The 17,937-nt window shown below is 45.5% G+C and carries 17 protein-coding genes; 9 read left to right on the forward strand and 8 right to left on the reverse strand.

What is annotated here, in order from left to right; translation table 11 throughout:
• Positions 1–118 precede the first annotated feature (118 nt).
• From MKMG_RS06945 to MKMG_RS06985, 9 genes are all read left to right on the forward strand, one after another.
• On the forward strand, positions 119–775 hold the full coding sequence (locus MKMG_RS06945; protein WP_165076856.1) for a DapH/DapD/GlmU-related protein: 657 nt from the start codon (positions 119–121) through the stop codon (positions 773–775).
• Positions 772–1,860 (forward strand): DegT/DnrJ/EryC1/StrS aminotransferase family protein, encoded by a 1,089-nt coding sequence (locus MKMG_RS06950; protein WP_165076858.1) that lies wholly within the window; start codon positions 772–774, stop codon positions 1,858–1,860. Before MKMG_RS06945 ends, MKMG_RS06950 begins: the two co-directional genes overlap by 4 nt.
• Positions 1,861–1,863: 3 nt before the next feature.
• The gene (locus MKMG_RS06955; RefSeq protein ID WP_165076860.1) at positions 1,864–2,775 is read left to right on the forward strand and encodes a Gfo/Idh/MocA family protein; all 912 of its coding nucleotides are present in this window, start codon (positions 1,864–1,866) and stop codon (positions 2,773–2,775) included.
• Positions 2,772–4,226 (forward strand): nucleotide sugar dehydrogenase, encoded by a 1,455-nt coding sequence (locus tag MKMG_RS06960; RefSeq protein WP_165076861.1) that lies wholly within the window; start codon positions 2,772–2,774, stop codon positions 4,224–4,226. Before MKMG_RS06955 ends, MKMG_RS06960 begins: the two co-directional genes overlap by 4 nt.
• A gap of 325 nt (positions 4,227–4,551) precedes the next feature.
• Positions 4,552–4,704 carry a hypothetical protein gene (locus MKMG_RS11760; protein WP_371415199.1) on the forward strand — a complete coding sequence of 51 codons (153 nt, stop codon included), beginning with the start codon at positions 4,552–4,554 and terminating at the stop codon, positions 4,702–4,704.
• A 775-nt stretch (positions 4,705–5,479) separates the two neighbouring features.
• Positions 5,480–6,535 carry a GDP-mannose 4,6-dehydratase gene (gene gmd / locus MKMG_RS06970; protein WP_254059116.1) on the forward strand — a complete coding sequence of 352 codons (1,056 nt, stop codon included), beginning with the start codon at positions 5,480–5,482 and terminating at the stop codon, positions 6,533–6,535.
• Positions 6,532–7,605: a hypothetical protein gene (locus MKMG_RS06975; RefSeq protein WP_165076863.1), complete on the forward strand. Its 1,074-nt coding sequence runs from the start codon at positions 6,532–6,534 to the stop codon at positions 7,603–7,605. The genes gmd and MKMG_RS06975 overlap by 4 nt, the downstream gene beginning before the upstream one ends.
• Complete coding sequence (locus MKMG_RS06980; protein ID WP_165076865.1) at positions 7,602–8,537, forward strand: GDP-L-fucose synthase; 936 nt, start codon at positions 7,602–7,604, stop codon at positions 8,535–8,537. The genes MKMG_RS06975 and MKMG_RS06980 overlap by 4 nt, the downstream gene beginning before the upstream one ends.
• Positions 8,538–8,608: 71 nt before the next feature.
• Complete coding sequence (locus tag MKMG_RS06985) at positions 8,609–10,420, forward strand: ABC transporter ATP-binding protein (protein ID WP_165076867.1); 1,812 nt, start codon at positions 8,609–8,611, stop codon at positions 10,418–10,420.
• A 77-nt stretch (positions 10,421–10,497) separates the two neighbouring features.
• Here the strand turns inward: MKMG_RS06985 and MKMG_RS06990 are convergent, their stop codons facing one another.
• The 8 genes from MKMG_RS06990 to pseF all read right to left on the reverse strand — a co-directional run bounded on the left by MKMG_RS06990 (position 10,498) and on the right by pseF (position 17,395).
• On the reverse strand, positions 10,498–11,532 hold the full coding sequence (locus tag MKMG_RS06990; RefSeq protein WP_165076868.1) for a UDP-N-acetylglucosamine 4,6-dehydratase family protein: 1,035 nt from the start codon (positions 11,530–11,532) through the stop codon (positions 10,498–10,500).
• Entirely contained in the window at positions 11,533–12,633 is a 1,101-nt protein-coding gene (locus tag MKMG_RS06995; RefSeq protein ID WP_254059117.1) for a DegT/DnrJ/EryC1/StrS aminotransferase family protein, read from the reverse strand.
• Between the two features lie 42 nt (positions 12,634–12,675).
• Positions 12,676–13,092 (reverse strand): DapH/DapD/GlmU-related protein, encoded by a 417-nt coding sequence (locus tag MKMG_RS11670; RefSeq protein ID WP_165076872.1) that lies wholly within the window; start codon positions 13,090–13,092, stop codon positions 12,676–12,678.
• Entirely contained in the window at positions 13,092–13,757 is a 666-nt protein-coding gene (locus MKMG_RS07005; RefSeq protein WP_165076874.1) for a PIG-L deacetylase family protein, read from the reverse strand. The genes MKMG_RS11670 and MKMG_RS07005 overlap by 1 nt, the downstream gene beginning before the upstream one ends.
• Positions 13,758–13,786: 29 nt before the next feature.
• Positions 13,787–14,566: a formyltransferase family protein gene (locus MKMG_RS07010; protein ID WP_165076876.1), complete on the reverse strand. Its 780-nt coding sequence runs from the start codon at positions 14,564–14,566 to the stop codon at positions 13,787–13,789.
• Positions 14,567–14,744: 178 nt separating this feature from the next.
• Positions 14,745–15,797, reverse strand: a complete 1,053-nt coding sequence (locus MKMG_RS07015; protein ID WP_165076878.1) for an N-acetylneuraminate synthase family protein — start codon at positions 15,795–15,797, stop codon at positions 14,745–14,747.
• On the reverse strand, positions 15,785–16,690 hold the full coding sequence (locus MKMG_RS07020; RefSeq protein WP_165076880.1) for a hypothetical protein: 906 nt from the start codon (positions 16,688–16,690) through the stop codon (positions 15,785–15,787). The genes MKMG_RS07015 and MKMG_RS07020 overlap by 13 nt, the downstream gene beginning before the upstream one ends.
• 9 nt (positions 16,691–16,699) lie before the next feature.
• Positions 16,700–17,395: a pseudaminic acid cytidylyltransferase gene (gene pseF, locus MKMG_RS07025; protein ID WP_216842884.1), complete on the reverse strand. Its 696-nt coding sequence runs from the start codon at positions 17,393–17,395 to the stop codon at positions 16,700–16,702.
• Positions 17,396–17,937: the final 542 nt, after the last annotated feature.

A 17,937-nucleotide genomic window follows, 5' to 3' on the forward strand; every position in this document is an offset into this window, starting at 1 on the left:
CCAGGGCTGTTGTCAACCAGCCCATTGCACTCCGATCCTCTGGTCAAAAAGAGGAGAAATGGAAGGGCAAGCCCACGACTTTAGTCGTGGGTAGTTGACGGGCAGAACATCGTGGATTATGTATATAAACATCGGATACCTGTATACGAATTGCCGGGGGAACCCGACAACGGTGGTGGTATCAATAATATACGGAAGAAATACGGTTGGAGAAGATGTCGTAATTGCTGATGGAGTTGTGCTTGGATTCCCCTCACGCGAGTACATGGGCAGAGAGGATTTTCCCGGGACGACCATCGGTGAGAACGGCGTCATCCGGTCGGGGACAATACTCTATGCGGATGTCGTGGCTGGCAAAAATTTCTCCACCGGACACAATGTGATGATCCGGGAGAAGACGACCATTGGTGACGGCGTCTCGGTCGGGACGAATACGATCATCGAGGGGAACACGACAATCGGGAACAATGTGAGCCTCCAGAGCCTCGTCTACATACCGACCGGTGTGGTGATAGAGGATGACGTCTTCATCGGCCCGAATGCGGTGCTCACCAACGACCCCTACCCGCCGCATGGCGGGGATGACCTGAAGGGGCCTGTCATCAGGAAAGGCGCGTCCATCGGTGCCAACGCCACGATTCTGCCGGGTGTGGTGGTCGGCGAAGGGGCGCTTGTCGCGGCGGGTGCTGTCGTGACGCATGATGTGCCGCCCCGGATGCTTGCCATCGGCTCGCCTGCACGCTTCCGTGACCTGCCGGAGGGTGCGAAACAATGATCCCTATTGCAAAACCCGCGGTCGGGGAAGCAGAGGCTGCCGCCGTTGCAGCGGTGATGAAGACCGGCATGCTGGCAACAGGGCCTGAGGTGACCGCGTTTGAAGAGGAGTTTGCCGGATACTGTGGGGTGAACCATGCGGTCGGCATGAACTCCGGGACGGCGGCCCTGCATGCGGCCCTGCGGGCCCTCGGTGTCGGGCCCGGCGACGAGGTGATCGTGCCTGCCTTCACCTTCATTGCCACGGCAACGAGCGTGAGCATGTGCGGGGCAAAGCCGGTGATGGTGGACGTGGAGGAATGCTGCTACACCATCGACCCGGAGGAAATATCTGAGCACCTGAACGCAAAGACGAAGGCCGTGATCGCTGTGCATCTCTTCGGCCAGCCGTTTGCGGTGGAGCCGGTCGCTGAAATATGTGCAGATGCCGGTGTGGTGCTCGTGGAGGACTGCGCCCAGGCGCACGGGGCGATGTATAAAGGAGAGAAGGTCGGCGGTTTCGGCGCTGTTGGCTGTTACTCCTTCTACCCGACCAAGAATATGACCACCGGGGAAGGCGGTATGGTGACCACCAATGATGCCGCGCTTGCTGACCACTGCCGGAGGATTGCAAACCACGGCCAGAGTGACAAGTACCTCCACACCGAACTGGGGTATAACTACCGGATGACAAGCATCGGTGCTGCGATTGGCCGGGTCCAGCTCAGAAAGCTGGATGCGATGAACCGTAAAAGGCAGGCGAATGCCGCGTACTACACGAAGCATCTGGATGCTTTTGGGCTGAAGACGCCCGAAATCCGGACGGGGTGCACGCATGTCTTCCACCAGTATGTGACAGAGATCACAGATGAATTCCCCACAGACCGTGAGACAGTGATGGCCTTTCTGCGCGAGAAGGGGATTGGCTCTGCGGTGCACTACCCGATGCCGGTGCACCGCCAGCCGCTCTATGCAGGTGACCCCGCTGTGATATGCCCGGTATCAGACGACGTATCCGCACGGGTGCTGAGTCTGCCGGTGCACCCCGGCGTGACGGAAGAGGACTGTGCCTATATTGTTGAGACCATCAACGGGGCGGAGTGGTAATACATGGATGTCGGTGTAATCGGAACGGGCATCATGGGCAGAAACCATGTCCGTGTCTACTCTGAGCTGAAGGCTGCAAACTCGGTCTGGGTCTACGATCTGGACACGAAAGTGGCACGGGATGTGGCAGAGCAGAACAATGTGAACTATGCTTCATCGATGGCAGAACTCCTCCGTTCGGTGGACGCGGTGAGCCTGTGTGTGCCGACGCCGTATCACTGCAGTACGGCAAAGGAGGTGCTGGCAGCAGGGGTGCATATGCTGGTTGAAAAACCGATATGCCTGACCGCAGCGGAGGGTGCCGGGCTTATCGAGAGCATCCCGGATGGCTGTGTGGTGGGTGTCGGGCATATTGAACGCTTCAACCCGATCATTCCCGAAATAAAACGCATCATCAAAGACCCTCTCTATGTGGAGATTAACCGGCACAACCCGGCATCCGCCCGCGTGACAGGGTCGTCTGTGGTGGAGGATTTAATGATCCACGACATTGACATCGTCTTCAATGCCCTCTTCGGCAGTGAATACACGGTGAATGCCTGCGGCTCGTTTGATGTCTGCGGGGCTCTCTTTAATTTTGGCGAGACGCCGGTGTATCTCTCGGCCTCGCGCAAGGCCTCAAAGAAGATCAGGCTCATCCGGATTGAGGAGGAGGACTTCACGATTGAAGGCGACTTCATGAATCAGGAGGTCTATGTATACAGGAAACCTGAGCATTACCACCAGGAAGCCGAGCGCTATGTGCAGGAGAATATCACGGAGAAGGTGATGGTGGGCAAGGTCGAACCTCTGAGAACGGAACTTCTGACCTTCATCGAGTGTGCCCGGACGGGGACGCCGTTCCCCGTGACACCGGAGCAGGCGGTGGAGAATGTCAGAATATGCGAAGAAATAACAGGAACAATGCGAATATGAACGATAAACTTCAGCAGCTATTCAACGAACGCGGGCCCATTAAAACAATCGGTGTCATCGGCATGGGCTATGTGGGGATTCCCGCAGCCGTGCTCTTTGCGGACGCACCTGAATTCGATTTGGTCTACGGGTTCCAGCGGGACTCACCGAGTTCGGGCTACAAGATTAATATGCTCAACTCCGGGGAGAGCCCCCTGAAGGGTGAGGAGCCGGGGCTTGAGGATTTGATTGCAACAGTTGTCGGCGAAAAGAAGTTTGAATGCACCGCTGATTTTTCAAAGGTTGCAGAGTGTGACGCGGTGACGCTTGCCATACAGACGCCGTTTGAAAATCCAAAAGATCTGATCCCTGATTTTACGCCGCTTATTGACGGCATACGGAATGTGGGCCGGTATCTGACACCCGGCAGCCTTGTCGTGCTGGAGTCAACCATAACGCCGGGGACGACCACAGGCATGGCCCGTGATATTCTTGAGGAGGAGTCCGGGCTTGTCGCAGGCGAGGACTTCGGTCTTGCCCACGCCCCGGAGCGGGTGATGGTGGGCCGGCTGCTCAAAAACATCCGTGAGCATGATCGTATTGTCGGCGGGATTGATGACGTGTCTACCCGGCGTGCCTGTGAACTCTATGGCCCGGTCCTGACAAAAGGTATTTTGATCCCGATGAGTGCGACCGCCGCAGAGGTGACAAAGACAGCAGAAAATACCTTCCGTGACCTGCAGATTGCCGCGGTCAACGAGCTTGCCCTCTACTGTGAGGCGATGGGCATCAATGTCTATGATGTCCGCACCGGTGTGGATTCGCTGAAAGGCGAAGGGATCACCCGTGCCATCCTCTGGCCCGGTGCGGGTGTCGGCGGGCACTGTCTGACCAAGGATACGTATCATCTGGAGCGGGGTGTCTCGGTGGTGGCAGCAGAGCCGCTGGACTACCCGGAGGGGCGGGAGTCGCTCTTTGTGCTCGCCCGCGGGATTAATGACTTTATGCCTGCGCATATGCTCCATCTGGCAGAGTCGGCCCTCCGGCAAATCGGTAAACCGATTGCGGGCGCAAAGATTGCCCTCCTTGGCTGGGCCTTTCTCAATGACTCAGATGACGCCCGGAACACACCGGCCGAACCGTTCTACCGGACGGCCCGTGCGGCAGGTGCTGAGGTTCGCATCCATGACCCGTGGGTTGACCCGGAGACCGCACCGGATGTGCCGGAAGGTGCAGATATCACCCATGATCTTGAGGCGGTGCTCAGTGGCGCTGATGCTGTTGTCATCTTTGCCGGCCATAAGGAATACCGGGCTCTTGTCCCGGCAGCAGTGAAGGCACTCTGCGGATGCAGCCATCCGGTGCTGGTGGACGGACGGAATGTTGCGGATCCGGATGCATGGATTGCAGAAGGGTTTGTGTATAAGGGGATCGGTCGCGGGGATAAGAACCGGCATCCTGTTGGTGAGTGATCGTTTGGTGGTGTCATGGATTTTTCCCTGACCATCCGGGATAATTCCTGATATCCTTTCCACTCACCTGAATCCCGTTTTTAACTACTTCTGAGAAAATCATCCATTATGTTCGACGATTTCATGCAGTTTCACAGATTATAATCGATGATTCTGCAACGAATCTCCGATTATCATCTACGAGAGTAAGATCCGCGTCCCTCACCGGAGCGATGGATGTACAGGTATTTGGGGAAGCATCGATACTACAGAGGATGAATCGGACTACCTCTCCATTGATGGCAGGTCCTTTGGTGGTGTGCAGAAGGAGGCGTATATCCTGAAGGTGCCATGCGTTACGCTGCGGGAGAATACCGAGTGGGTGGAGACGCTGGAGGGCGGGTGGAATGTGGCTGGTCGGGGCGGACGGGGAAATGATTGTTGCGATGGCACGTCGGCCCGCACCGGATGCGGCACAGCAGGTGGATGTCTTTGGTGAGGGAAGGAGTGCGGTGGAGATTAGTGATCTGATTGGCGGCTTTTGCCGATGAACTTTTTTTGTGTTGTTGGCATCGGCCTCCAGTGGCTGAGATGTGAGGATTTGAGCAGAGCTGGTTTCAGCCTCATCCCTGTTTTTTGTCACCCTGTGTCCACCCTTTTTGACCCCCTGTGTGGGGGAATCGGGGGGCAGAATGGACGTATTTTCAGCTCTTTTTTGCTACCGGAAAATGACGGCTGTAATGCCTTTTATTTGCTAAAATGGCGGTTGATTGCGAAGTACTGAGCGGTCGCTATTGACGGATATTTTGGGAGGATGTATTGGCTGTCTCTGGTTGAGAACGGCCCGCTCCGGGCTTCTGTGTGGACGCGTTTTCCCGGGGCGCAGCCCCTTATGGGGGTTATTTATGCATTGCTTAACCAGATGCCGGGATTTTGCCCAAAATAACGTGAATCGTACGCCGCAGCCGCAGGAGAGAGCAGACAGCATGTCCAGTGCCCCTCACCCGGAAGAATAACATGAATCCCGTAGTTGATAAACGGAAGATGAGGGCAACCAGTAAGACAGCAAAGCAGAAGCAAAATCACCATTCTGCCGGGCAGATGAGTTAACGCCAGTTATAGGTCATATTTTTCTATTTTATGTGACCTATGTTTTCTCAGAGGATTTCTACAAGGCCCAAAAGTTCACTGATTGGTAGTATTTTTCAATAGTATAATTTAATTGAACCCAACATAATATTTACAAACCAAATTCAATAATTACTTTCAGAAAGGTGATCCCCATATCAAAAACAGCACTAATTACGGGCATAACTGGTCAGGACGGCTCATATCTTGCAGAACTCCTGCTTCATAAGGGCTATGAAGTGCATGGTCTTATAAGACGATCATCCACCTTCAACACGTCACGTATCGACCATATCTACACAGATCCCCATGACCCTGAGGCCCGTCTTTTTCTTCATTACGGCGACCTCTCTGACTGTGAGCAGATCTCCAATATCATATACAACATAAAACCTGAAGAGATCTATCACCTCGGGGCCCAGAGCCATGTGCGGGTCAGTTTTGACACGCCGGAATATACCGGGAATGTCACCGGCCTTGGGACCACCCGCCTTCTTGAGACAATCCGGAAGAGCGGCACCGGGATAAGGTTCTACCAGGCTTCGAGCAGTGAGATGTTTGGGGCGACGCCACCGCCGCAGAGTGAAGGCACCTCATTCTGGCCACGCAGCCCCTACGCCTGCGCCAAGGTCTATGCCTACTATATGGCCCGGAACTACCGCGATGGCTATGGGATGTTTGCCTGCAATGGCATTCTCTTCAACCATGAGTCGCCTCGCCGGGGAGAGACCTTTGTGACCCGGAAGGTCACCCGGGGAATAGCCAGCATCGCTTCCCGGAAGGAAAAATACCTCTACATGGGCAACCTTGATGCACGCCGTGACTGGGGTTACTCGCCTGAATATGTTGAGGCGATGTGGCAAATTCTCCAGCAGGAAAAGCCTGATGACTATGTGATCGGGACTGGCGAGAGCCATTCTGTGCAGGAGTTCCTTGAGGAGGCATTCACCTACGCAGGTCTTGACTGGGAGGAGCACGTGCGGATTGACCCGAAGTACTTCAGGCCGACTGAGGTTGAAAGTCTCATCGCTGATGGGACAAAGGCGGAACAAACCTTCGGCTGGAAACCGAAAGTCACGTTCCGTGACCTGGTCAGGATCATGGTGGATTCAGATTTCCGTGCCGCCGGGCTGGAGCCGATCGGTGAGGGCGATGAAGCCCTTGACCGGATTTATCCGGACAGATGGTGGAAGGCGGATTGAGCAGCCTGAACATTTGCGTATACACCAGTGACTATGGGTATGGGCATGCGTCGCGTGACATTGCCCTGATCAGGAGGGTGCTCAGTGAGACCGACGCCCATGTCTGCGTCAGGGCAGAAACGGCCGCTGGTTTTATGGAGGATTCTCTGCCCGGGGTGCCGGTCTTCAGGGGTCAAAATGATGTCGGTGTTAAGATGGCAGACAAAGCGGCATCGGTTGACTTGGGAGCGACAGAAGGGATGCTCAATACCTGGGTCGCTTCCTGGGATACGTACGTCAGGGCCGAAGAAATGTTCTGCAGAGAGCAGGAGATTGATCTCATCATCTCTGATATCGCCCCGCAGCCATTTCTGGTCGCAGAAAATCTGGACATTCCCGGGATTGCCCTCTCGAACTTCTCCTGGCACATGATCTTCCATCACCTCTTCGGGAAGACAGGGGCGACTGAGCAGATCAAAGATGCCTACGCCTGTGCAGAGGGGGCTTTTGTCCTCCCGCTCAATGAACCGATGGAGGTGTTCAGGGAACGGTGGGAGACCTACCTTCTCTGTCGTGAGGAAACAAGGAGTCGGGAGGATATGCGGGAGCGTTTTGGTCTGTCAGATACTGATGTCCTTGTCTATCTGGGCAGCGGATGGTCTCTGACTGTTTCACTGGTTGCATGTATGAAGAGGCTGAGAAATATGGGGATCAAATGCCTTGTTTCATCCAACCAGCCCTCTGAACTTGATAATGTTATCCGCATTCCGGCGGAAGACACCGAAACACAGGACTATATTGGAATGTGTGATCTCGTGGTCACCAAACCCGGCTACAGCACGGTTTCGGAGGCCATCAGGGCAGAAGTTCCGATGCTGCTCTATCGTCGTAAAGGATTTGCCGAGGACGATGTCATCATCGGGCCGGTCGAGGAGAACAGTATCGGGAAAGCGATCTCCTACAGGGACTTATGCGAGGGGACATGGATGGACGATATTGATGTTCTCCTCTCGCTGAAGGAAAACTACCGGAATCTGGGTGGCGTCTTTACCAGAGACGGAGCGGAAGATTGCATCAGGAGATTAATATGACATTTTGGGAAGGAAAAACAGTGCTTGTCACCGGCGGGGCCGGTTTTTTAGGATCGCGTGTTGTTGATAGTCTGAAAGAGGCAGGGGCTGCCGAGGAAAATATCCGTGTCACGAGGAGCCATGACCTTGACCTTCGTACGTGGGAGAACTGCGTCAGAGCGGTTGAGGGTGTCGACATCGTCATCCACCTCGCCGCAAAGGTGGGGGGGATTGGCTACAATATGGAGAACCCGGGTTCGCTCTTCTATGACAATGCGATCATGGGTATCCAGCTGATGGAGGCGGCCCGGCAGGCAGATGTGGAGAAGTTTGTTGCCATCGGGACAATATGTGCCTATCCAAATTTCACTCCCGTTCCCTTTAAAGAAGAGGACCTGTGGACAGGCTACCCGGAGGAAACAAATGCCCCCTACGGGCTTGCTAAGAAGATGCTCCTTGTGCAGGCGCAGGCCTACCGCCAGCAGTACGGGTTTGATGCCATCTATCTTCTGCCGGTGAATCTGTATGGTCCCGGAGATAATTTCAATCCTGAGAGTTCACACGTCATCCCCGCACTGATTAAGAAGTTCACTGACGCAATACGGAACGGTTCTGACACCGTTGAGGTATGGGGCACCGGCAGTGCATCCCGCGAATTTTTATATGTGGATGATGCCGCCCGCGGCATTGTGCTTGCAGCAGAAGAGTTTGATAAATCAGATCCGGTTAACCTTGGTTCCGGTATGGAAATTACTATCCGTGATCTCGTAGATATGATATCAGAGATAACCGGTTTCAAAGGAAAAATCGTCTGGGACACTTCAAAGCCTGACGGGCAGCCAAAGAGATGCCTTGATGTAAGCCGGGCCCGTGATGAGTTTGGCTTTGAAGCGCAGATGGGTTTTTCTGAAGGGTTAAAACGGACTGTTGAGTGGTATCAGGCACATTATTGATTGTTGGAATTCCTAGGTAACAGTTGTTTAAAATATCTGGATTGCCATATTTCTTACAGGTACTCTATATAATGTCAATAATAAGCGATTCTGTTAAGATAATGAGTTATCTTTTCAGTCCTTTTAAGAAAATAATTGCACTTTATCTGATGGCTGTGATTGCTCTCAGTTTTCTTGAAGTATTCAGAATCTCATTGGTTTACCCTATAATCAATTACGGGCTTGGTGTTGAAAATCAGCCCAAAATACTGGATGCATTTTATGGTTATATATTGCCTTCTTCTGTCGATCCTTTTGTTGCGTCGGCATTTTTGTTACTTATAACTACAGTTGTAATTGCAGGTTTTTATTCGGTTGTTGCATATGGAGGAGCATATCTTTTTGCAACAGTCCGTGATTCCCTGGACAGGCGGGTTTTCGATACGATACAGAGCCGACCCTATAGTTATTTCGCTTCAAAAAAACAGGGCGATCTTCTCTATTTAGGTCAGGGTGCTGTCAACGAGTCTGGAAGGGCTGTCAGTCAGTTTGTTGAACTGATGAGAAATTCATTGTTATCTTTATTATATCTGTTATTCCTCTTTTATCTCTCATTCTGGCTGACTGTAGGTGTCATGGTGCTTGGGGCTGTATATGCATTTGTTGTAAAAAAACAATTATTTTCACGGGTTTACAGGAACAGTGGAGTTCTGACACGTTCTTCAATGGAAAAATCTGTGGTGTATCAGGAGTTTATTTCCGGAATCAAAACGATATTTATTACCGGTTCCATTGGAGTCTGGAAAAAAAAGTATGAATCTGCTGTAAACAGGCTCTTAAAGGCATATATTAATGTAAATGCATTGGCCAAGATTCCATCCATTGCTAATGATTTTATCATGTTTTCAATCATTGCACTTGGTGGAATTCTTCTGTATTTTTTCACCGGTGGCAATTTCATCCCGTATATTGGCATATTTGGAACATTTATGCTTGCACTTTATCGTCTTGTGCCGTCTTTAACTGCTGCACAGAGTAATTTATCAAATTTGGTGCAGAATCTACCTGCACTTGAACTTGTCAATAATATGCTGTCTGAGGATGAAGCGAATAAATCTCCGCGGTCTGAGAAATCAGAAAAATCTGTAAAAACAAAATTCTCTTTTGATAAAATAATTGAATTCCGTGATGTCTCATTTAGATATGCTAAAAGTTCGGTAGATACCATTCACAATCTGTCACTGGAGATCAATAAGAATACAAAGGTGGCAATTGTTGGAAGTTCAGGTTCGGGAAAGACTACAACAGCAAATCTTTTGGCACTTCTCTACAGGCCTTGTTCTGGAGGGATATTAGTGGATGGTGTAAATTTAAATGATATTGATCCTGTTGATTATTTGAATTCACTTGGATATATTGGTCAGGAAACCTTTGTTTATCACGACACAATAAAGGAGAATATCAGATTTGGTCTGGACTGCACTGATGAAGAGATTATTGAGGCGGCAACACTTGCTGATGCTCATAATTTCATAATAAGCACCAATGATGGCTATAATACTATAATTGGTGATCAGGGAATCAAACTGTCCGGAGGTCAGAGACAAAGAATTGCCATTGCACGCATCATTTTAAGAAAGCCTGATATTTTGCTTCTTGACGAGGCAACCAGTTCTCTTGATAATATATCCGAGCAGAGGATTATGGAATCTGTTGAGAAACTCTCTGAAAATATGACGGTGATTACTATCGCTCATCGTTTATCAACCATTCAGGGTGCTGATCAAATCTGTGTGCTAAAAGATGGAATGCTTGTCGAAATTGGTTCTCATAAGGCTTTAATGGATTTAAAAGGAGAATATTGGAATTTGTATCTGGGGCAGAGAGATGAAATCCAGTTGTAACCCTCACAAGAAAACGGATCCACTTTTAGCAAAAACTTACAATATTTTAATGAGCGTATACACATAGTGACCTATTCTCACTGTTCGACTGGATATAAGTCATTTAATAAATTGGAAATATCTATTTTGGAGAGTATTGTTTCTTCATCTGATGAATATCGCTTTTTTTGGGTAATGTAAAATCCCTCTGGAGGAACAATTCTCTGCAGATTTTCCATAGTGTGCGGTGGCAGAATAATAAACATACTTTCATTTTCATACGCGTGCTCTGCCTCGGATTCTGTCATTAACTCCTCATATTTTTTTTCTCCAGGACGGGCACCAGTAATATTGATAGGTATGTCATTGATTTTTGAACCGTTTCTTTTGGTGCAAAAAGAGATCATAGCATCTGCAAGGTCACGAATTTTAATAACAGGCATCTTTAGGATAAATATCTCACCATATTGTGCCATTTCCCCTGCTTTTAGTATTAGATCCGTTGCCCTGGGAATGTCCATTATAAATCGAGTCATTTCTGGATCTGTGACTGTTACTGGTTCTCCTTTCCTGATCTGTTCCATAAACAGAGGGATGACAGAGCCCCGTGATGCCATTACATTTCCAAACCTTACACAGGAAAACACGGTATTTCTATTTCCTTTATATGCATTTGCAGAAAGAGTCAATCTCTCTGCAAGAAGTTTCGTTGCACCCATAACATTTACGGGATTGGCCGCTTTGTCGGTACTGATAAGAATTACCTTTTCAACCTCTTCATCAAGGGCAACATCGAGCAGATTCTGGGTTCCAAGAATATTTGTCTTGACCGCATCAAATGGATTATATTCACAGAGGGGAACATGTTTCAGGGCTGCGGCATGGAACACAATGTCAATATCTTCCATGGCACGTTTTAATCGGTCCTTATCTCTTACATCGCCAACGAGCAATCTTATTTTATCTGTTTTTAATTCCTGTCCCAGAACAAAGAGTCCGGTTTCATTATTATCCAGAACTCTGAGTGAACTCACATCCATCTGAAGGATTTTTTTGACCAGTTCTTTGCCTATTGATCCGACACCCCCGGTGACGAGGATAGATTTTCCACGATAGTAATCAGTTGCGTCCATTTAGGCAACCCCATAAAATTCCTTCATTGAATCGATTACATAATCGATATCATTCCGGGAAATTCCAGGATAGAAAGGCAAACTGATAATATCATCGGATATTTTTTCAGTTGTTGGTAAGTTTAATGAATCCTTCATTTGGGAACGGTAGAAATGTGTATCATGAACTGGCGAGAAGTAAATTTTCGTCATGATCCCCTTCTCTTTCAGATACTGCATCAATGCATCCCGGTCTTTTACCCGAAGAGAAAATAACTGGTAGACGTGGTAATAATCATCTGGAAGTTCCGGAATGACACAACCGGGCACTTCAGTCTTTAAACGCTGAATATAGTATGCGGCATCAGCACGCCTCATCCCGATAATATCCTCGACCTTTCTCAATTGAGAGATACCTAATGCAGCGGTAATATTTGACATCCTGAAGTTATATCCAAGGGAGATGTAGTCCATTACCGCGGTGGTTGCGAAATAATCAGTTGTTTCCAAGCGACCATGCGAATGAATGAGTTTCATTTTTTCGTATAAATCCCGTGAATCGGTTACTATTGCACCTCCTTCTCCGGTGGTGATAACTTTATTCTGGCAAAAACTCATCATCGCTGAATCGCCGAAGGTTCCAACTTTCTTGCCACCGACAGAAGCTCCAAATGCTTCTGCAGCGTCTTCGATGAGAATCAGATTGTGGTCATCAGCAATTTTGCGCAGCTCCTGAATCCTACAGGGGCATCCCCCATAATGAACTGGCATAATAGCTTTTGTTCTGGGTGTGATACGTTCGACCACATCTTCAGGGTCTAACCCACACGTAGTTTCTTCAATGTCTGCAAAGACAGGTTTTGCTCCGACGAATTGAGGTGAGTTTGCCGTTGCGATGAAGGTAAAGGAGGGTACAATTACCTCATCACCTGTGGATATGCCATGGGCAATAAGGGCAGCATGGAGAGCTGAGGTTCCGGAATTGAACGTGAGGCAGTATTTCGTTCCGATATAATTCGCGAGATCTTCTTCGAATTTAGAAACATTTGCTCCAACAGCCCAGTTCATTCCTGAGCGAATTGTTTCACTAACCGCACTGACGTCGTCTTCGTCCCAGTACATTTTAAAGAGGGGAATTTTCCATGTCATATATTAATCACCAAATTAAGAGTCCTGATTTTTGTTATCCGGGTCAATCTGTTTTATTATTCGGGCAGGCACGCCATATGCAATTACATTATCAGGAATATCTTGATTTACAAAACTAAATGCCCCAATGATCGAATTTTCTCCAATGGTGACACCAGGCATTACTACAGAGTGTGTCCCGATTTTGCAATTTTTCTTCAAAACAATCTGACCGGATTTATTGTCAATTGTGGAAATTGAATATATTGAGCAATGTGAACCTATCTGGACATCATCTTCGATTTCAACGCCAAATTGTGCATTAATATATGTAAATGCTCCAATGTCTGTCATATGGCCTAGTTTCAGGTTTTCTGTGTGTTGAACAATCCAATTGTACTTAGTAGGTTTTCCATCTTCAATTATTGGATATTCCCAATTTTTAAATCTCATTACACTACCTCACGCACAAGCGAAAATGCTTCAGCAGATCGAACTCCTATTTCGCTCCCACGTTTCTTTGCCAGTGCCTCAATTGCCTCAAGTGAACGCGGATGTGGAAACTCTTTAAGTTCTGTTTTATAGGCTTTTATAGCTTCAATTTTCTTAAATAATGTATCTGTTATATCACAATAAACATTAGGAATAAAAGGTGCAATTGGCTGACCCCACTCTGTCTCTGAGAGAGTTTCATAGGCAAGAATTTTTTTGACAGTGCAATTTATCGGACGCATTGCAACAAGTGCAGATTCAAATACAATTCGGTGATCCCGATGAAGATCTCCTTTAAATGGAATATATGCAATATCAGGCTGTACTTCACTAACAACTTTGGAAAATTTTTCTGTAATATACTTCTGTGGTATTGTATCAAGTTTAACTGTGTGATATCCAAGCTCAATTACATTATGTATTCCCAAAATTTCAATTGCTTTGTTAATCTGTTTATTACGTATCTCCAGATGTTCATCTGACCAGTCTGGTTTGTATGCAGTTGTGACAATACAGAGAGTTACATGATCCCCTGATATTACATGTTTTGCTATGGTGCCACCACAACCAAGTGTTTCATCGTCAGGATGTGGAGAAAAAACAAGAATATTATATTTTTCAGCCATATGTTTGCCTCATAGTTACTATATATTGATTATTGGTATAACTCTTTAATTTCAGCCTTCCAAAAAATGATTTTTTTATTATCCAATGTAATATGAGCACCATCATAAGGCTCAGAGAAAGCACGTATTTTTTTCATGATTAAATCAGGACTGTTATGTATCAGATCAATTTCATTGTCGTCAAAATTTCTTTTTGGGAAGATGAATGCTTCTTTATTGTTCTGAGGTATTCTTGGATTACTATCCATTGCTATTAAGGGAAGATATTTTTTTATAAGTTTTTTTCCGGAAATAATTATTTTATTATACAGATCCATTGCATAATCATCATCATTTACGAAAAATTGTTCCTGTCCAATAATATCACCTGTGTCTGTTCCCTCATCAACGAAATACATTGTAACACCGGATTCTTTAACTCCTAATAATATTGTGTTTATTATTGGAGCAGGTCCTCTTCCAAAAGGAAGAAGCGTGGGATGGAATCCAATGACTCCCTTAGGTGGTATTTTTAATACATTTTTCTTAATGATCTGTCGCCACCCACACATAATTATTAGATCTGGCTGAAGATCCTCAATAAGGGAAATATGATTATTAATATTATCCACTTTAAAAACGGGACAACCAAAATCATACCAGCTTTTTTCAGGGTCTATTGCATCATACATTCTTGTAGATGCAGTATTACCTAATGTAATTATGCCAACCGTTTCAATATTTTCAATATCATGTTTATCAATTATTTTTTGAGACTCTAATAATAATTCATAACCAAATTTGTTCGCTGATAACCATAGAATACGCATATTTTACCTCTGAATAAAGTACATTCATAATTCATTATGGACGGCATATATTTAAATAATTAAATGGAGGGCATGTCATAAATAATGTCTAATTAAACGTCGCCACAAATGCCATTGATTTAAATCAAATTAATTTTTAATGGAATGATTGTTATGAAAAATATTTGAAGTCTAATTGCTATCTTAAATTTACCCAATTTAATTCAATATCAGCTTCAATGTCTTCATCTAATGTTCTTCCTATAACATACTTAGTCTCATCAGGTCGTATGCCAGTACCCGGTCTTTTAAAGTCTATATCTTTTTGAGATAGGACCTCTCCTTTTTTCATATTTCTCTTTAATACTAAACTTCTACGGAATTTTTTGCTTTTTTCTATTTCATCTATCCCTACTATTCGTGTATAGCTTCCCAGTGAGAAAAAAACATTTTTTCCTTCATTTACAATTCGTTCCATTTCGAGAGGATCTGCAGAGATTGCATGATCCCATCCTGGAAGATTTTTGTCCAGTGTAAAATGTTTTTCAATGATACAGGCACCCAAAGCAATTGCTGCAATGGGAATAGCAGTTCCTAACGTATGATCACTAAATCCTACCGGTACATCAAATGCTGTCTCGAGTGTTGAAATATTGCGTAAATTAATCGTCTCAAAATCTGGGGGATAAATTGAAACACAATGTAGTATAGCGATTGGACCAGAACCATGCGAGCGTAATGTATCAACAGCAGCCTCTATCTCTCCAAATGATGCCATTCCTGTTGATAGAATGACGGGTTTCCCTTTGCCTGCAATATATTCCAGTAAAGGGAGATTATTGATATCCATTGATGCGATCTTGAATACAGGCATGTTGAGAGAGTCAAGTAAATCCACCTCACCTTCCGAGAAACAGCTTGATAAAAAAGTAATGCCTGCATTTTTGCAATAAGAGGCAATTTCTTTATGTTGATCTGATGTGAACTGGTACTTTTCAACCATGGCCTCCAGAGAACCGAAATGTTTTTTTGTATCAGAATATTGTGTATTCCGGGCATATTCAGCCTTTGAGATCAACGATGATTTTGTCCAGGACTGAAATTTAACGGCATCAGCATCACATGCAATTGCTGCATCAATCATTTTTTTACATAGGTTCATATCGCCATTATGGTTAGCCCCAATCTCAGCGATAAAATAAGGTAATTTTCCTTTCCCGATGATTTTTCCATCAATGTTTATTGTTTCCATAACTCCTCCAGATCAGGGTGAGCAACACATGACCACCATATGTGCTTTGCGGGTAATTTATTCAACCTTTTGGTATATTCATCCAATTTTTCCTTGGATTGGATCATACTGTTATAAAATGTAAGTACATCGTTTTTTGCAAAAGTAATCTTACTCTTAAAAAGATGGTTCAATTTCGGAATATTTTTCAAAACGATGTCATAATGCTGAAGGACCAATTCTGTTGCATATAGAATTTGTTGGTTAGAGAAGGGAGGTAACACTGGTGCAGTATTTGCAGAATGTTGGCGATATTTCATCTTGGGAATATCATCAAAAAACATCTTCGCATTGTTATTCATAGCCATTGTCGCAATAAACCAATCGAGCAACACACAGTTTTGGGGAAATGGGAGGCATTTTTTTAATGTTTCAGAGTTATATGCAGTATTTGTGAGACCAAAAATATTGTTTCTAAGTAATAAATCCGAGATTTCAACATTTGGAGGACGATTAAATTCTATCGATAGATCATTTCCACTTTCATCAATTATACACATCGAACACCCATAGGCATCGCAATGTTCAAGGGCATTTTGAGCGGAACTGACACGAGAGGGTTCAAGAATGTCATCACTATCAACAAATATAATTCCTGAGTATTGATCAATCATCTTTCGAATTGCTCTCTCCCGGAATTGGATTGGTAATTCATTATCATTTCGAATGATCCATGTCGCTTCTATCCTGCCTCCCATTGCATTTTGTGCCTCTTCAATTGAGAGACGGTCACATCCAATCCATATATCAAACTCTGAAGTGTCCTGATGATTAACAGAGGAATACCAATCATTCAAATATTTTGCTCCTTCAGGATATACCGTTGTAAAGAGTGCACTTTTATTTTTGGTCATTATTATCCTTTATTTATTCTGCATGAGGATTTCGGCCATTCTCCAATCATCCTCTGTGTCAATATCAATGCCCTTTTCCCAAGGTATTTCACATCCTGTTCGATTCATGCAATGAAATGTTTTTTCTTTACGGAGTGTGCTAATTTTGGCCCACCATATTGCTCCTGTCGGGCAAAACAACTCTGGCAAATCCTGACTGCGTTTATTTAATTGTTCTTCAAAAATGGGTATTAATTTATTGTTGGTATCACATTTCATTGCCCACCAAGGATTGCACCATCCATACTGAGTAACCGATATTTGAGCAGACGATTGAGTTTCAGTAAAATGCTGATAACTATTTACTATATCGATATCATCCCTTAAAGGACAGTTTGCCATGAGCTGGCATACATTGTCATATTGATCTGATTTAATTTCTAATCTGTCGATAGCATCGAGTGTAACAAGTGAAACAGGAGAATAATCATCAGCCAGGTTTTTTTCTCTCAAAAATGGCACTTCTGCACCATATTCTTCAGAAATTGCAGCAATTTCCTTGCTATCGGTGCTGACAATTATATGTGAAAAAAGGCCACATTTTTTTGCCGCTTCAATAGTATAAGAGATTAAGGGGCGTCCGCACATTTCACGAATATTTTTATTAACTATTCTTTTACTTCCTGAGCGAGCTGGAATAACTGCAATACTTTTTTCCGCCATCATTTTAAATAACCCCTGATTGTTCGCACTGAAACTGATATAAAACTTATGAATTTTATTAAAATAAGGATGGCCCATTCAAATATCAAGACTATGTATTATCTCATCATCCGCAGTAAAAACACGCATAACACAATATCCACCAGAATATCTATGTAACCCAAACACCGGTTATTTTTTAGGGATTATATCAAGCCCCAGTTTCTCTGCCAGATTCCTCACCTGCTTCGGCACCTCGGTCATGATCGAACGGGTTTCATAATTGATCATGAACACTTTGCTCAGTTTCAACAGCACATCCTTTGGTGAATATTTTCTGTTTAGTTCTGCTTTCTTAAGCCGCTGAATCAACCGGCAGTAGAGATACAATGAGATAAATGCAACGTAACTATTCAGCCCCCAACCAATTTTAGCGAGAATTAACCGTTAGATCAAAATATTATGGCTACATATTAACATTCAATGAATGTGCCTCCCAATCGGGATCAGATATTGCATTTAGTTCTGACCGATCCAGAAGCCACAACTGATCTCATTTTGGATCT

It is taken from the genome of Methanogenium sp. MK-MG, assembly GCF_009914725.1.
Classification (GTDB): Archaea; Halobacteriota; Methanomicrobia; order Methanomicrobiales; family Methanomicrobiaceae; genus Methanogenium.

What these genes read in the sequence shown, in the direction of transcription:
- MKMG_RS06945 (WP_165076856.1), top strand. Translation starts at nt 119, where the DNA reads ATGTATATAAACATCGGATACCTGTATACGAATTGCCGGGGGAACCCG.
- MKMG_RS06950 (WP_165076858.1), top strand. Translation starts at nt 772, where the DNA reads ATGATCCCTATTGCAAAACCCGCGGTCGGGGAAGCAGAGGCTGCCGCC.
- MKMG_RS06955 (WP_165076860.1), top strand. Translation starts at nt 1,864, where the DNA reads ATGGATGTCGGTGTAATCGGAACGGGCATCATGGGCAGAAACCATGTC.
- MKMG_RS06960 (WP_165076861.1), top strand. Translation starts at nt 2,772, where the DNA reads ATGAACGATAAACTTCAGCAGCTATTCAACGAACGCGGGCCCATTAAA.
- MKMG_RS06980 (WP_165076865.1), top strand. Translation starts at nt 7,602, where the DNA reads ATGACATTTTGGGAAGGAAAAACAGTGCTTGTCACCGGCGGGGCCGGT.
- MKMG_RS06985 (WP_165076867.1), top strand. Translation starts at nt 8,609, where the DNA reads ATGTCAATAATAAGCGATTCTGTTAAGATAATGAGTTATCTTTTCAGT.
- MKMG_RS06990 (WP_165076868.1), bottom strand. Translation starts at nt 11,532, where the DNA reads ATGGACGCAACTGATTACTATCGTGGAAAATCTATCCTCGTCACCGGG.
- MKMG_RS06995 (WP_254059117.1), bottom strand. Translation starts at nt 12,633, where the DNA reads ATGTACTGGGACGAAGACGACGTCAGTGCGGTTAGTGAAACAATTCGC.
- MKMG_RS11670 (WP_165076872.1), bottom strand. Translation starts at nt 13,092, where the DNA reads ATGAGATTTAAAAATTGGGAATATCCAATAATTGAAGATGGAAAACCT.
- MKMG_RS07005 (WP_165076874.1), bottom strand. Translation starts at nt 13,757, where the DNA reads ATGGCTGAAAAATATAATATTCTTGTTTTTTCTCCACATCCTGACGAT.
- MKMG_RS07010 (WP_165076876.1), bottom strand. Translation starts at nt 14,566, where the DNA reads ATGCGTATTCTATGGTTATCAGCGAACAAATTTGGTTATGAATTATTA.
- MKMG_RS07015 (WP_165076878.1), bottom strand. Translation starts at nt 15,797, where the DNA reads ATGGAAACAATAAACATTGATGGAAAAATCATCGGGAAAGGAAAATTA.
- MKMG_RS07020 (WP_165076880.1), bottom strand. Translation starts at nt 16,690, where the DNA reads ATGACCAAAAATAAAAGTGCACTCTTTACAACGGTATATCCTGAAGGA.
- pseF (WP_216842884.1), bottom strand. Translation starts at nt 17,395, where the DNA reads ATGATGGCGGAAAAAAGTATTGCAGTTATTCCAGCTCGCTCAGGAAGT.